Origin of the sequence: Pseudomonas sp. CF161, assembly GCF_000416215.1 — a bacterium.
GTDB lineage: Bacteria > Pseudomonadota > Gammaproteobacteria > Pseudomonadales > Pseudomonadaceae > Aquipseudomonas.
The window spans coordinates 25868-40541 of record NZ_ATLP01000079.1 but is presented as its reverse complement, the minus strand read 5'-3'; the positions used below and the strand labels follow the sequence as shown (position 1 = coordinate 40541).

Sequence of the window (14674 nt, the reverse complement as noted above, 5' to 3'; positions counted from 1 at the left end):
TAAAAGCCAGGCGTCATGAATCAGCGTGCGACGGGCTGCGGCTTCGGGAAGCTCCATTGGCCATTGAGTATTTGTTCGCTCGGCTGATAAAGCCTGACTGTGTAGTTCCAGCCAGGTGGCGTAGGCAGGCAATTTGCGATCCTCCCGTCGCAACCACCGAACTGGATAACAATCGAGCCATCCGCACTTTTTTTGGCGGTGAGGTTGTTCAACGAATAGGCGTCATAGGGGTTCTTCTGGAAATAACCGTCGGCGTTATAAACACTGACCGACCAAAAACTATTGACCGGAACATCGCCGACGTTGAGCCGGTAAACGGTTTTCCCATCGTTCTCAGGCATCACGCCGCCGAGGTAGATGGCGTCCTTGGCTGGGTTCCCGCCCCACCCCGTTGCAGTGCCGATCAAGTGATGGATTGGATTGACCGAGCCCTTGGGGCCAAAGGACTGGTTGTAGTCAGGAATCGTCGAACCCAGGACCTCCAGGGCCTCACGTACCTTTGTCTGGCTCGCCTGGTCCCACTTGGGTACGACAAACGCCCCCACCCCAGCCTGGCTGACCGTGATTGCATCCTGCAGTGCATGTACCTTTTCCAGGTCGTTGCGATCTGCGGGATCGAAGAACGTGCGCACAGCAACAAATACATAGCGTGTGCCGACTGCCTCTTTCGTCAGTGTCTGACGCCCGGCGCCGTAAGTTACGAAGGGGACGTAGTGATCTTCATTGATCACCGCCATCGATATGAAGCGCCCGCCAGACTCTGGCAAGGTGATCGTGACCGGGCCTGCATCAAGATCGAACACGGCTGACGAATAGAGTGTGTCCCGATTCATCCGGACCACATTCTGGGCGTCGATGGGTACCGCTTCGCGGCTATGAACAAACCGGCCCAAACTGCCAGTCGCCACCATTTTTCCCAAGTAGAGGTCGGACTCGGCACGGACAAAGTTATCGACACCCACCGGTATCGCCGCCTCTGGCGATGACTGAGCGTTCGCGCTTCCAACAGCGACCAGCGCCATGGCAAGAATGCAGGCCGTGGATGAATGGGACATTTAAACCTCTTGGTTTTATTAGTTGGCGTTGATTTTTTGACTGTATAAGAACGCCTTGGCGCAAACTTGCCATTTGGTGCCAAAAGCAATGCGAGCGCGCACGAGCAGGCCGCCGCACAAAGAGGCCCATTTTTTGGGAGAGGGGTTAGACGAGGATGTTGCGGTCTTGCTTCAAGAGGGCGCGATAGTGAGACGGCGGGCTTCCCGTCCAACGCTTGAAGGCGCGCGTAAAGTGCGCGGGATCGCTGTAGCCGACCATATAGGCAATTTCGGTTGCGCTGTATCTGCCGCAGGCAATCAACTGAAGGGCTTCACTGCGACGGGTCTCGTCACGTAAAGCGTCGAAGTCGATGCCGCAATGTTCGAGGCGCCGCTGCAGGGTTCGAGCAGACAGCCCTATCTTTCTTGAAATAGTGGCAAGTTTGGAAAGCTCCTGATTCGCGATCTGCTGGACGAGCACGTCAGCGGTGTCAGCAGTCGACCTCAAGGCCTGGGTGGTTTTCCAGGCAACATCTCGAATAGGTTGCAGGGGAATTTCGAGCAACTCACGATCAAATTCGATCATGTTGTACTCAGCGTTCATGACCAGGTTCGGGCCCAGGTACTCTTCAAGCGCCTCGTCGCCTCGCTCTCTCGAGTTTTTTAGATGCACCCGTATAGCGCCAGGCGCGCCGGACATGAGCGGCACTTTTCTAAGCACCGCTAGAGTGCCGAAAATGACCTGCTTCGGATCAGCCCCATAGGGCCCGGTAAACTGTTGGATCAGTTTCGCCGTACGGCCTTCGGTGACAATTTTTACTTCGCTTCCCTGATGCACCAGGTTCGTATGGACCGCCGCCGCTGCACACGCCTGAGCGAGGTTGGTCGAGCCCAATATCAACTCGCCCCACATGCCGGTTGAGCGCACATCGGTCAGGTGCCCGATCATCGCACCGCCGAAGGGGTCCTGTGCGACGGCAGCCATTTCATTGGCGATATGAAAGCACGCCGCTCGCGATACCCAAGCTTCAGGGTTTTGAAAAACATGCGGGGAAATACCGAAGCGCCGAAAGAACTCCAGTGGCGACACCCCGCGCATACTCAGGTAGGGGGCAATTTGCCTGAGTGTGCTGAGTTTGATGGCTGGCGTAGCATTCGTCATGGATATCCGCGCCCTTTTTAAAGGTCATGCTCTTGAAAGCCGTCTTATTGTCACGCGGATAAACACTAGCAAATTTTTTGCCAAACCCGCGCGATTGACCGCGTCGTAAGCACCATGGTCGATCCAGAGGGAATGGTCGGTCAGATGGCAGCGCAGCTGGTAGAAGAGAAAGGGGCCGTCGGCGAGTGTTCAGAACCAGCACCAACGTGTGGGAAATGGATACCAGCGCGGGCTGGCTACCCGTCATCGAAACTTCATTCTTCTAGCGCAGTTCGTAAACCAGAACGGCTTCCGCCAGCGCGATGTCGCTGACGGTACCCATCGCGTTCTGAGTCCGTAAAACTTCGAATGCAGCCTCCAGGTTTGCGCCTCTAATAGCTCCATCACTCGCGACGAAAGCTGCAGCATCATTGTGCGCGGCAAGGATCTTTCGATCGCCTCTGTTTGAACTATTCCGGCTACTTTCTTGACTGTCTTCGGTCAGGGTAACGGGGAAAAGAGTCACAGCAAGACTCGATGAAACAATCGCTCCAAAGGTCGAGACTTCGACCGCCCTGCCATCACCAGCAATGGCTGGAAAACTGCACGGAAAACCGAGCACAAGCACAACAATCAGTTTGCGCAAAAATCCACTCCACCGGTGTGTTTCATCCTTGGGGGGCTGAATCTAACCTCTTCCTGGCCAGGCATCCAGTAATGCTGCTCCGCTTGAGTGAGCAGCATTACCTATTGATGCGGGCCTTGTGGGTTGACTCTCGCGCAGTTGCCCTTCAATAGCGGAACTTGCCGCCGTGAATGTCCTGCAGCACCTGCTCAGTCACGCGTACGTAGGTTTCGGTGCCCGGTAGCCAGGCGTAGACCGGGTCTTCGCCGGTCTGACTGGGGTCGAAGGCTTCGGTCTTCAGCTTGGTTTTCTGGTATTTGAACGTGCCGGTGGTTTCCATGCAGGTCTTGATACGCAGGAACATCGGCACCGCGTAGTGCGGCATCTGGCTTTTGACGAAACGCAGCAGGTCGCAAAAATCCAGTTGTTCCAGCGGCGCCGATGGGGTGATGGCGGCCATCCCGGCGCGACCGTTGGTGTTTTTGATTTCCACACCGTAGGCCACGGCTTCGGCGATGTGGGGGTGTTGCACCATGATGTTTTCGACTTCGGTGGTGGAAACGTTTTCACCCTTCCAGCGGTAGGTGTCCCCCAGGCGGTCGACGAATTGGGCGTGGCCAAAGCCGATATCGCGAATCAAGTCGCCGCTGTTGAAGTAGCGATCGCCCTTTTCGAAAACGTCGTACAGCACCACTTTTTTGTTCTTCTCCGGATCGGTGTAACCGTCGAACGGGGCGTTGTCGTCGATCTTGGCCAGCAACAAGCCTTGGCCACCCTTGCCGACTTTCTGCATGAAACCGTTCGCACCGCGCCGCGGCTCACCGGTGTCGTGTTCGTACTCCACCAGCGACCAAGTATTGAGCGCAAAGCCGATGGTGTTGTCGAAATTGAGGATGTTGGTAAAGCCGATGTTGCCGTCACTGGCGGCATACAACTCGCAGACCCGCTCGATGTTGAAGCGTGTCTTGAAGTCGATCCACACGCCTGGGCGCAGGCCGTTGCCAATCATCTTCACCACCGGGTTGTCGCCATCGTTGCTAGCCGGAGGCTGGTCGATCAGGTAGCGACACAACTCACCGACGTAGCAAATGGTGGTGGCCTTGAATTTGCGCGCGTCATCCCAGAACTGACTGGCGCTGAATTTGCGGCGGATGGCGAAACCCGAAGCGCCGGCCAATGCCGAGCCCCAGCTCACGCACAGCCCGGTGCCGTGATAGAGCGGTAAGGTGCAATAAACGATGTCATCAGGACGCATATCCAGGGCGATCATGCCGAAGCTGCCGTAGGCTTTCATCCAGCGCCCGTGCTTGAACACCCCGGCCTTGGGCAAACCGGTGGTGCCGGAGGTGTAAATGTAGAAGCAAGCGTCGTCGAAGTAGACCTGCTGGGTGCTCGCCGGATTGGCGGTGGAATGCTCTTCGCTGACCCGGGACAGGTTGACGTAACCCTCGGGCGCGATGCCCGCATCGCGGGTGGTGTCGGTGTCAGCCAGGAAGAACGTGCTCAGTTCATCGATGGCAACGTCGTTACGCACCGCGTCAAAGGACTGCACCAACTCTTCGCCGACGATAATCGCCGAGGGATTGACCAGGTTCAAACTGTGGATCAGGACGTTTTTGGTCTGCGAGGTGTTGAGCATGGCGCAGATACCGCCGATCTTGCTGACGGCCAGCACGCTGACCAGCAATTCCGGGCGATTCTCAATAAAGATGCCGACCACGTCGCCTTTTTTCAGGCCACGGGCCAATAAGTAATGGGCGAAACGGTTGGCCCACTGGTTGACCTGTTCATAACTGAAACGATTGTCCTTGTAGAGCAGCGCCGGCCCTTGAGGGTTGCGTGCAACCGCCTGTTCGAAGGCCCAACCCAGGCCGCAGGGCTGATCGACCTTGAGCTTGGACGCTTTGACTCCCCTGACGAGCCGAGGAATGGCCCGGGTGATCGAGGGGATTTTGCGCAGCATCATGCCCCAGGTAATCATGTCGCTATTGCTACTCATGGCACCTCCTAGTGGATTGACCGTGGCAGCCAGGCGGTTCGACAAGCGCCGTGACCAACCGATCGTTTTTATTGTTGTGCACGCCATGTCAAAAAGTCCTCACGCAGCGGGGTGCGTGAGGACGCCTGTTGCCAAGGCTTAGAACTCGTCGGCGACCGACTCGAGGATCTTGCCCATCAAGTAAACCGTGGTGCGTGCGACTTGTTTGACCGCCTCTTTTTCTTCATCGGTCTCGACCCAGCGGTCGATGGCGGCGTTGACTTGCTCGGAGTGCTTCTCGTCGATGATCGCGTGGGCGACAAAGAAGGTCAGTTCTTTATCGGTCAGCTTGAGGTGGTTTTTGCACACGTCCATCAATGGCTCGAGGTGCTCGTAGCAGTCTTCGGCCCAGAAGCTGTAGCCCAGCCGTGGAATGATGCCGCGGCACACAGAGACGAAATCCAGGTAGCCGTAGAACGCCTCGGTGGCCGGCAGCATTGGTTTTTCGAACTCGGACTTGTCGACGCCAATGGCGATCAGGTCGTTGTACGCCATGTTTTCATGGCCCAGTTCTTCCAGCGCATGCTTCATCGCAAAGCGCAGCAAGCCGACCTTTTTGTGGTCCTGGTTCCAGCACGCCACCGCTTGGTTGATCGCGTTGTTCTTGGTGTAGTGATACACCTGAACAATCGACTTGATGTAGAGCTCACGCTGCAACTCGGGACGCTTCATCATCTGGAAAAAACGGCCGACCTTGATCTTTTCCCATTCGGCATCACAGACGGCTTTCAGCTCTTTGCGAAACTCGGTTACTTCAGTCATCTCACTCTCTTCCTTGGCGGGTTGATAAATCGCTTATGAAGCATTTTTATAATTTCAGGCGAACGCCGACTTACAGGCGCAACACGGACTTAATGATGTAGATGAATTTGGAGAAGAACCCCAAGCCTTCGATAGTGTCCCAGTGTTCCATCAGCACACCGTTTTCCACACGATAAATATCGATCACCTTGTAATTCACCGTGAAGAACTTGTGCTTGGCCCAATGTTTGGCATACAGGAAGACATAATCGCCTTCCGCACAGACCCGTTCAATACTGGTTCCCGACTCGGGAAACGTCTTGAAGAACTGGGTGAAGTAGGTCTTGAAGCCTTCCCGGCGCGGCGGAATAAATACGTTATTGTGTTGTACATATTCCTCGGCAATCAACGTATCGGCGACCGCCAGTTCACGCTGGCCAAACATGCGCTCGTAAAACTCGATAACCACTTCTTTGTTCCTGGCTTCCATCTTGGATCAACCTCAATGTTGTCGTTATTTTGGGATGCTCATACCGCCAGTGAATGCATCGCGTTACGGGCGGCCAAGGTGTAGCGCATCAAGTCATCAATGTCCTTCAGGTCTGCGGGGCAGCTTTGCAAGCCGAAAAAGGGCGTGACCGACGGCAACAGCTCGCCTTTGTACAGGGCGTAGTAGTGATCGCCGCGGGCCTTGATTTGAAAGAAAATGCCGTCCTGATCAAAGACGAAGCTGTCAAATTTCGGCGCAAGCCGTGGTTTTACATAGGTGATGAAAGTTTTGTAGCCACCTTCCAGGGCCACCAGCGACGCGCCGGTCATGGCCAATCCGTTGACCACGTTCTTGACCGGGGAATGCTTGTCGACAATCAGTCGCGAGAGTTCGACGCACTCACTCTCGTAATTGGGCCCGGAGAACTGCACCAGCTGTTCATGGCTGATGAATTCGCCCGACTCGTGAGGGAACGGCGTAATACGCTGAGTGCCGATAATTTCACCGTCATAATAAAAGGCAAACACGTAAGAGCGGGAATCGTATTCATCCAGGCAGACGCTTTCGTCGACCGAGTTACCAAACAGCGTTTTGTAATAAATCTTTCGTTGCCCGTACAACCGACTGCGGGCACGAGACAGCTCGATAAACTGTGCAGGAGTCACCACCTGCCTGACTTTAACCTTGTCCGACTGGCACAAGTCTTGAAGTACTGAATCATAGAAACTGTAGATGGCCGATCCGGCTGAATCATCTTTTACCAACTGCATACTTGCCGAAGGCAAGGCAGCCTTATTACTGGCGAGTGACGGCATGAGAACCCCCTTCTTGTTGTGATCTGTAGTATTTAGTTCAGCCCAGCGCAACTTAAGTTTCCACAGTACAATACATAGCTTCGCCTCCTTGCGTAGATGCCTACAAGTTGATGATTGACTGACTGCGCACAGCAAGGCACCCCACCCTTTTATTGCGGGCGTGCCTTTAAACTAAAGAAACGTGCAGTTAAACCGGTAGCAGCGAGGTCAAGGCTCGACGGATCTGTTCCGCGCGCTCGCCCAACACCTGGGGCGTAGCGAGTGGAAGGTCCGCATGCCCCAGGTTGAAACCGTCACCGACAAACCGGGCCAGCACATGCAGATGGGCGTGCCCCACGGTTTGCCCGGCCACAGCGCCATCGCACAGCAGTAGGTTGATACCTTCACAAGGTTGTTCATTGAGGCTCAAGCCGCTTTCACGCAGGGCGGCCGCCACCCGTTGACCCACACGCATCATGTGGCCACAGGTTTCAGGAGGGATATCACCCAGGCCGCTTGCGTGGGCCTTGGGAATGACCAGGACATGGCCAGGAGTAATCGGCTGGATGGAGAGAAATGCCAGGCACTGCTCGTCTTCGTAGACAACGGCAGCCGGTGATTCTTTCTTGGCGATTGCACAGAAAATGCAGTTCACGGATAGCTCCCTCTATTGTTGTAGGTGCAACCCCGGTGAAGGCATGAAAATCCGGGATGCTACAGGCTGAATTCCATTGCAGACCTAACAGCGTTGACCGCACAGCTTGAGGGTGAAATTACGCTTGGGATTCCGCACCTGTACACGGGAGTTTTGAAATGTTTTGTATCCCGAATGTTTGAAAAACACTTAATTGGTTGATTTAAATGAGTTTTATTCGGTCGACTTTTGTATCCGTGCCGGTGTTCAAGGCGCGACCTCCCTAACACCCCGCTCCTCCCCCCGCTTTCTATGACGTCCATTGCGGTAGACAGCCCCCCAGACCTCGGCCAGGTGCGAGGGCCTGCCTTTGGGACCGTCGAAACCAAAAACCCCTAGTCGAGCACGCCCCCTGTTCCGTTTGTGCGTGGTGGGTATTTCACAAGATCGAGAAGTCTTTTTCAGCGTGACTCAAGCGCTTGGAATAGCACATTTGTGCTAATTGACCCTTCGCGCCTGCGACAATCATAGTTCCGATTACTGCTGCCAATTTGACGCTCCAACGGATTACGCAGCATCACTAGCGGCGTTTGTTTGGGGGGGGGGCAATGCTCGAAGCTGGTGATGGCTGATTTGATCTTTAACCTTATCGCCAACTGCTACGAGCATGGCAGCGCAGTGCTGAGCAGAAGCTCTCGCCAGGGCAAGCCACTGAGTAGACGGGCTCTATTTTTAGCGTGATGACTTGGTTTCTCCATGTAAATGGATATCAAATTTATATTGCAGGAGGCACGACACGGCATGTCAGAATTTTCGAGATTAAGTAAGTGCGTCATGAGCCTCACATTGCTGCTGACGGCCTCCACTTCAGCGATCGCTGACAAAGCGAATCCCATTGGCGACTGGTGGAGTGTCTTTAGCACAGGCACGGGCAAAAACAACATCATGTTTGTGGCTGACCTCACTTCCATGACGCCACGGAGTCAAGCGGCGGATGGGTTTCAGTCAGTAAACGTTAACCAGGTGTTTGCGGATCCAGCCAAGCCATTGGCGGATGTCTATTCAGTTGAAGTCCAGTGCTCCAAGCACAGAGCCCGTTTTCTCAAAGGAACATCAATCGAGCGAACGAGCAACGCACGCCGGGAGTTGAAAGTCTCCAATGAATGGCACACGCTGGATGACCAGGCGCTTTTATATACCTTTGCCTTTGTATGTAACCCCCAGGATCGAGTCTTCAACGGCATGCTGTCATTGGGCAAGTTTGATCAAATGAAAATGCTTGGGATGATCACGGAGTTACAAGCACCGCCAAAGAGCCCAATGGAAGAGTTGGAACAGATGCTAGATAACCCACCCTCCGCAACGTCCAGGTAAGTTAAACGCCATGAACAACAAATGGATTAAAGCGCTTTCTTTAATACTGGCAGTGTCGGGCATAACGATCAGCAGTGGCTGCTCCGTCATTGCTCAAAATCGTTGGGAAGGTCGCGACGCCCAAGAGGCGCTGAATTTTTTTGGCCGGCCCGACACGATGAAGGCAACGCAAGACCCTAACGCAGGCACACTGGTCGTAATGACGTGGTACAAATCTTCGCAGTGGTCGACCACTGAAGCAGCCGGCACTTCCGTGACACCGGGAGCGAACGGTTTGACCTATACCGAGTATTACGAGAAAGTCGGTCATAGTTCCGACTGCACGCTTGAAGCAACGGTGAATAAAGCCAGAAAAATAGTGCTTTTCAAAATTCAGAATGGGGAGATATTTCATGGCAAGTGCCAAAATATTCCTTATGTTCCCCCAAGCTTTTAGTCTCTTTTATATATGCCAAGCTCCAATAACTGCAACACTTGCAGTTTATTGACGTTGGGTCAACGACTCACGCCTCCCGAGTTTTGCTCCTTGAGCTAACGCACGGACAATCCCGGTGTTCGTGCACTCAATCAACAGATCCTATTCAAACTCGGCCACTGCCAAGTCACTTCCCATGCTCATCTAGTCGCCAGGGCTGGTTAAATCCACTCCAGCCAGTGCCAGGCAATAAAATCTGCCCCCTCCCCTTCAAGCCGTTCGCCGGCCGAGCGTCCTTGGCATTACGGCCCTGGCGCGACTCGAAGTTCTGCTGAGCGACTGGTTTCAAGGGTCTTGGTGAACAGCTCTTAAATGAAACGGCCTCTGCGAAAGCCAGCGCGACTCAATTAATACTGCATGACAGGGACTTTACGACTGGCCGCACAGCACATCATGAATATGGCTAACGATTCAGTGAAATCAATTCATTTTCACTCAAGCAATGGCTCAGCATAAAATACGTCCTAATGACAGATATTACAAATATCACCGAGTAAAAAGCCCGAAAAACCACCATACAAATCAAGGCTTTACCTCAGATATCAAGGCGCAAGATTATAATGAGCAAAGATTTTACATTTACCATTAAAAGCATTTATTTCGACGAGAATTATCACCCCTCCGAAAATACGCGCATCACCACCAACTTTGCCAACTTGGCCAGAGGCAACAGCCGCCAAGAGAACTTGCGCAACACCTTAAGGATGATTGACAACCGCTTCAATGCCTTGGCGCATTGGGACAACCCCAAAGGCGACCGTTATACGGTCGAACTTGAAATCATTTCCGTTGAGATGGATATCGATGTTGAAAGCAGCGGCAACGCCATCCCCCTGATTGAAATATTGAAAACAAATATCGTTGACCGAAAGACCAACGAGCGCTTTGAGGGCATCATAGGCAATAACTTCTCCTCTTACGTGCGAGATTATGACTTTAGCGTGCTGCTGTTGGGGCACAACAAAGACCAGCCAGAATTCAGCACTCCGGATAATTTTGGAGATCTGCATGCAAAACTATTCAAGAGCTTCGTAAACTCAAAAACCTACAAAGACCACTTCAATAAGCCGCCGGTCATATGCCTGAGCGTTTCGAGCAGCAAGACCTATCACAGGACTGAAAACCAGCATCCTGTCTTGGGCATTGAATACCAGCAAGATGAGTATTCCTTGACTGATGACTACTTCAAGAAAATGGGCTTGAAGGTTCGCTACTTCATGCCTGCAAACAGTGTTGCGCCTTTGGCCTTTTACTTTTCAGGCGATTTGCTGAGTGATTACACCAATCTTGAGCTTATCAGCACCATCAGCACGATGGACACCTTCCAAAAGATTTACCGCCCTGAGATTTACAATGCGAATTCAGCGGCCGGAAAATCCTATCAGCCAAGCTTGAAACATCAGGATTATTCATTAACGCTGATTGTTTATGATCGAGAAGAACGTAACCGACTGGCTATTGAGCAGGGGAAGTTTGTTGAGGAAAACTTCATCAAACCCTACCAGTCTGTTCTAGAACAGTGGTCTGCCAATTACGCGCTTTGACTCATCAAAATCACAAGGCCATTTATCATGAACAAACTATTACCTACCTCCACTGCCGGCAGCTTGCCCAAACCCTCCTGGCTTGCACAACCCGAGACACTCTGGTCGCCGTGGAAGTTGCAAGATGAAGAATTGATTGAAGGTAAACAGGACGCCTTGCGTTTGGCATTGCAAGAACAACAACAAGCCGGCATCGATATTGTCAGCGATGGTGAACAAACGCGCCAACATTTTGTAACTACGTTTATTGAGCACCTCAGCGGCGTTGACTTTGAGAAACGCGAGACCGTTAGAATTCGGGATCGCTATGATGCCAGCGTACCCACGGTAGTGGGTGCTGTAACTCGGCAAAAGCCCGTTTTTGTTGAAGATGCCAAGTTCCTGCGTCAGCAGACCAAGCAACCCATTAAATGGGCGCTGCCAGGCCCCATGACGATGATCGATACGCTTTATGACAATCATTATAAAAGTCGCGAAAAACTGGCTTGGGAATTTGCCAAGATCCTCAATCAGGAAGCCAGGGAATTAGAGGCTGCCGGTGTTGACATCATCCAATTTGATGAACCCGCCTTTAACGTTTTCTTTGATGAGGTGAACGACTGGGGGGTGGCCACCCTGGAACGGGCAATTGAAGGCCTCAAATGTGAGACGGCTGTTCATATTTGCTACGGCTATGGCATCAAAGCCAATACCGATTGGAAAAAGACTCTGGGGTCAGAGTGGCGACAATATGAAGAGGCTTTCCCCAAGTTGCAAAAATCCAGCATCGATATCGTTTCACTGGAATGTCACAACTCGCATGTGCCGATGGATCTCATCGAACTCATTCGCGGTAAAAAGGTGATGGTCGGGGCCATTGATGTGGCATCCAACACCATTGAAACACCCGAAGAAGTTGCCAATACCCTCCGCAAAGCACTTCAGTTTGTAGACGCCGACAAGCTCTACCCTTGCACCAACTGTGGCATGGCTCCGTTATCTCGCCGAGTCGCACGGGGTAAGCTGAATGCCTTAAGTGCAGGCGCAGAAATTGTCCGCAGAGAACTCACGAACAAGTACTGAGCCAGAGTCGGAGCGGGTGTACAGGGAGGCTTGAAGCGCTCTGGAAGAATTACCGAGCGGCTTCAGGCCTTCCTTGGCACTTGCGAGTTGCACCCACTATTTAGGATCTACCATGTCACTTCCTGGCACTGCTATCGAGCCATTGGACTTTCGCGAAGCGCTTGGGCACTACGCATCCGGTATCACGGTGATTACTTCACACCTTGATGGCGAACCGATTGGCTTCACTTGCCAGTCGTTCTATAGCGTGTCGATGAGCCCGCCGCTGGTGTCGTTCAGCGTCATGTCCAGCTCGGCCAGCTATCCCAAAATCCGCCAGGCAGGTCGATTCGTCGTCAATATCCTGTCGGGTGAGCAGGTCGGGATTTCCAATCAGTTCGCTCGGCGAGGCACGGACAAGTGGCACGGGGTCGAATGGCAGCAATCGCCGCTGGGTAATCCGATCCTTGCCGGTAGCCTGCACTGGCTCGATTGCGAAATTCACGCCGAACACGCCGCGGGTGATCACCTGATCGTGATTGGTGAAGTGAAGGCGTTAAACCTGCAGCAAGCTGCTGCTACGCAGCCATTGCTGTATTTCAAAGGGCAATATTGCAACATCGCCGCCCACAGCGCGGTTTGAACGCTGCTCTGCCCCGCCCTTTTTGCCGACAGGCTACCGGAGCACTTCGCTGCGCTCCGGTTTTCATCTTGATCCAGCGCCTTATAGCCCAGAGTCGGCAGGCGTTCTTGAGCTACGAGCGCCCTGAAAAAGGCGCAGAACGATCAATCCTTGGTTTGCGTGGTGAAGTAGGCCGCATCACACCCCAGAGCCGAGCAGCGGAAGGCGCGCCAGCATGTTTTTCAATGCAAGCGCATCCCAAGGCAAGTGCTCGACGATGCCGATGCCAACGACATCGGCAACACCGGCGATATCGCTCAGCAGGCGCACAACGTGGGAGATCGGCATCCTGCCTTGGGCGACCCCGTCGAAAGCCCCAGCAGGCGCTTGCGGATTGGCGAACAGCAGTGAGCGAAAGCCGTTGGGGTCCAGCACATCCAGATCAAGATGGATGGCCAGGTGCCTAGCGCCAGTTGCGCGGAACCACTGCAGCACCGGCTCGCTGCTGTGCGCCAGTTGTGCAGGGCTCGCATGCTGCAGGCCCAATCGCTCGATCAACGCAGTTTCCATGGGCAGTGTGTCCATAAGCCCTGCATACATCACGTTCGCCGGTTTGAGCGGACGCCTGACCGCACCAGCAAAGTCCGCATCGCCTTCGCCCAGCAGATTGCCAAGCACCATGGCATGGGCGTTGGGGAAATCCCGAGGTGTCAACACGTCGGGATGCGCATCGACCCAGAGCACGGCAAGGTCCCCCCCGTAGCGCTCATTGAGGTACGCAAATGGGGCAAGGTCCACCAGACAATCGCCGCCGAGTATGACTATCCGGTCCGGTGCATGCTCATCGATGATCGCGCGGGCGCTGTGCATCTGGCGCAGTAAGGCACTGCGCCCGCGAATGCCCTGCTCAATCAGTAGCGGCTCGTCGCTCGGTACGGTTACCGCCACCTCGGCGACCGGTCCGTTGTGTTCAGGCGCCAACCACGACAACAACTGCGCACCCAAGTGATAGGGCGGATTGTTGCCACCCTGCCATTGGGGAAACAGCAACCTCAAGGTTTTATCATCCGAAGCATTCATGGTCAGGTTCCTGTGGGCGGGCGGTTGGGTCAGAGACGAAGAAGAACGGTGCCGGTGGCCTGGCGCGATTCCAGGCGGGCATAAGCCTGGTCGAACTGTTCCAAAGCGAAGGTGCTGTCGATGTGCGGACGCAGCAGACCATCGGCCACAAACGCCATGATCGCTTTCAGCGCGTGATCGATATCGTCTTCGGTCTCCAGGTGAGCGTCATAGCCCAGCAGCCGCTTCTCATAGACCACCACGTCGACGAGATCCAGTTCGGCGGTTGTGCCACCTGCGAAGCCGATTGAGACCACTGCCCCACGAGTACCCACGGAGCGCACCAGCTGTCCGAGCAAGCTGCCGCCCACACCATCGAATGCCAGATCGACGCCTTGGCCATCGGTCAGCGCCAGGACGGTTTCAAGCAGGTTTTCGCAGGACAGATCAATCACCCGATGGGCGCCCGCCTCTTTGGCCCGCAATGCTTTCTGCGCAGACGAAACCACACCGATCACCGTTGCCTGCAAAGCCCGCGCGGTCTGGATCAACGCATTGCCCAGCGAACCGGATGCGCCGGAAATGAGCACGGTCTGGCCCGCTTGCAATTGGCCCACCCGGCGCAACGCTTGATAAGCCGTGAGGTAATTGATCGGCAACGCGGCGCCTTCATCGAGACTGAGGCTCCCCGGCAATTCGATAATGCGTTTGTCCTCGACCAGGACCCATTCCTGCTGCAAGCCATCCTCACTGATGCCGAGCTGGCTGCCACCATAGATCGCCACCCGTGTGCCGGGTTGAAAACGGCTGCTGTGCTCGACGATCCCGGCGCCATCGTTGCTCAGCACAATCGGCATCGGAACCGTGTCGTAGAGGCCTGCGCGAATCTGACTGGACAATGGGTTCACGGTGGCGGCGTGCATGCGCACGAGTGTGAATCCAGGTTGTGCGACAGGCTTGCTTCGCTCCTCTAGAACCATCTGCGCGGGGCGACCGGACTGTTTCAATACCAAGGCTTTCATTGACCCTCTCCCACTCTCATCAACCATGCGGAGGCCTGAA

At 54.2% G+C, this 14674-nt stretch carries 15 protein-coding genes; 5 read left to right on the top strand and 10 right to left on the bottom strand.

The window, feature by feature from the left end; translation table 11 throughout:
• Positions 1 to 20 precede the first annotated feature (20 nt).
• From CF161_RS14685 to CF161_RS14655, 8 genes are all read right to left on the bottom strand, one after another.
• On the bottom strand, positions 21 to 1055 hold the full coding sequence (locus CF161_RS14685) for a DUF1254 domain-containing protein (RefSeq protein WP_020297377.1): 1035 nt from the start codon (positions 1053 to 1055) through the stop codon (positions 21 to 23).
• A 145-nt stretch (positions 1056 to 1200) separates the two neighbouring features.
• Positions 1201 to 2196, bottom strand: coding sequence for an AraC family transcriptional regulator (locus CF161_RS14680; protein WP_020297376.1), 996 nt, complete (start codon positions 2194 to 2196; stop codon positions 1201 to 1203).
• Between the two features lie 262 nt (positions 2197 to 2458).
• Positions 2459 to 2821, bottom strand: coding sequence for a DUF2388 domain-containing protein (locus CF161_RS32260; RefSeq protein ID WP_256206386.1), 363 nt, complete (start codon positions 2819 to 2821; stop codon positions 2459 to 2461).
• A 145-nt stretch (positions 2822 to 2966) separates the two neighbouring features.
• Positions 2967 to 4799, bottom strand: a complete 1833-nt coding sequence (locus tag CF161_RS14675; protein ID WP_043229482.1) for a long-chain-acyl-CoA synthetase — start codon at positions 4797 to 4799, stop codon at positions 2967 to 2969.
• A 138-nt stretch (positions 4800 to 4937) separates the two neighbouring features.
• Positions 4938 to 5600 (bottom strand): iron-containing redox enzyme family protein, encoded by a 663-nt coding sequence (locus tag CF161_RS14670; protein WP_020297374.1) that lies wholly within the window; start codon positions 5598 to 5600, stop codon positions 4938 to 4940.
• 70 nt (positions 5601 to 5670) lie between these two features.
• Positions 5671 to 6069, bottom strand: coding sequence for an ester cyclase (locus CF161_RS14665; RefSeq protein WP_020297373.1), 399 nt, complete (start codon positions 6067 to 6069; stop codon positions 5671 to 5673).
• Between the two features lie 38 nt (positions 6070 to 6107).
• Positions 6108 to 6884 carry a hypothetical protein gene (locus CF161_RS14660; RefSeq protein WP_256206385.1) on the bottom strand — a complete coding sequence of 259 codons (777 nt, stop codon included), beginning with the start codon at positions 6882 to 6884 and terminating at the stop codon, positions 6108 to 6110.
• Between the two features lie 187 nt (positions 6885 to 7071).
• On the bottom strand, positions 7072 to 7518 hold the full coding sequence (locus tag CF161_RS14655) for an HIT family protein (RefSeq protein WP_020297371.1): 447 nt from the start codon (positions 7516 to 7518) through the stop codon (positions 7072 to 7074).
• A gap of 813 nt (positions 7519 to 8331) precedes the next feature.
• Here CF161_RS14655 and CF161_RS14650 point away from each other — a divergent pair.
• The 5 genes from CF161_RS14650 to CF161_RS14635 all read left to right on the top strand — a co-directional run bounded on the left by CF161_RS14650 (position 8332) and on the right by CF161_RS14635 (position 12574).
• Positions 8332 to 8871 carry a hypothetical protein gene (locus CF161_RS14650; protein ID WP_156882687.1) on the top strand — a complete coding sequence of 180 codons (540 nt, stop codon included), beginning with the start codon at positions 8332 to 8334 and terminating at the stop codon, positions 8869 to 8871.
• Between the two features lie 10 nt (positions 8872 to 8881).
• Positions 8882 to 9307 (top strand): hypothetical protein, encoded by a 426-nt coding sequence (locus CF161_RS32255; RefSeq protein ID WP_084471720.1) that lies wholly within the window; start codon positions 8882 to 8884, stop codon positions 9305 to 9307.
• 599 nt (positions 9308 to 9906) lie between these two features.
• Positions 9907 to 10890, top strand: coding sequence for a DUF1852 domain-containing protein (locus tag CF161_RS14645; RefSeq protein ID WP_020297369.1), 984 nt, complete (start codon positions 9907 to 9909; stop codon positions 10888 to 10890).
• Positions 10891 to 10917: 27 nt separating this feature from the next.
• Positions 10918 to 11952 carry a methionine synthase gene (locus CF161_RS14640; RefSeq protein WP_020297368.1) on the top strand — a complete coding sequence of 345 codons (1035 nt, stop codon included), beginning with the start codon at positions 10918 to 10920 and terminating at the stop codon, positions 11950 to 11952.
• A 112-nt stretch (positions 11953 to 12064) separates the two neighbouring features.
• A complete protein-coding gene (locus tag CF161_RS14635) occupies positions 12065 to 12574 on the top strand; it encodes a flavin reductase family protein (RefSeq protein ID WP_043229479.1) in 510 nt (169 codons plus the stop codon).
• A 177-nt stretch (positions 12575 to 12751) separates the two neighbouring features.
• Here CF161_RS14635 and CF161_RS14630 read toward each other — a convergent pair whose 3' ends face one another.
• Positions 12752 to 13633 (bottom strand): arginase family protein, encoded by an 882-nt coding sequence (locus CF161_RS14630; protein ID WP_020297366.1) that lies wholly within the window; start codon positions 13631 to 13633, stop codon positions 12752 to 12754.
• Positions 13634 to 13662: 29 nt separating this feature from the next.
• Positions 13663 to 14634, bottom strand: a complete 972-nt coding sequence (locus tag CF161_RS14625; protein ID WP_084471719.1) for a zinc-binding alcohol dehydrogenase family protein — start codon at positions 14632 to 14634, stop codon at positions 13663 to 13665.
• Positions 14635 to 14674 lie beyond the last annotated feature (40 nt).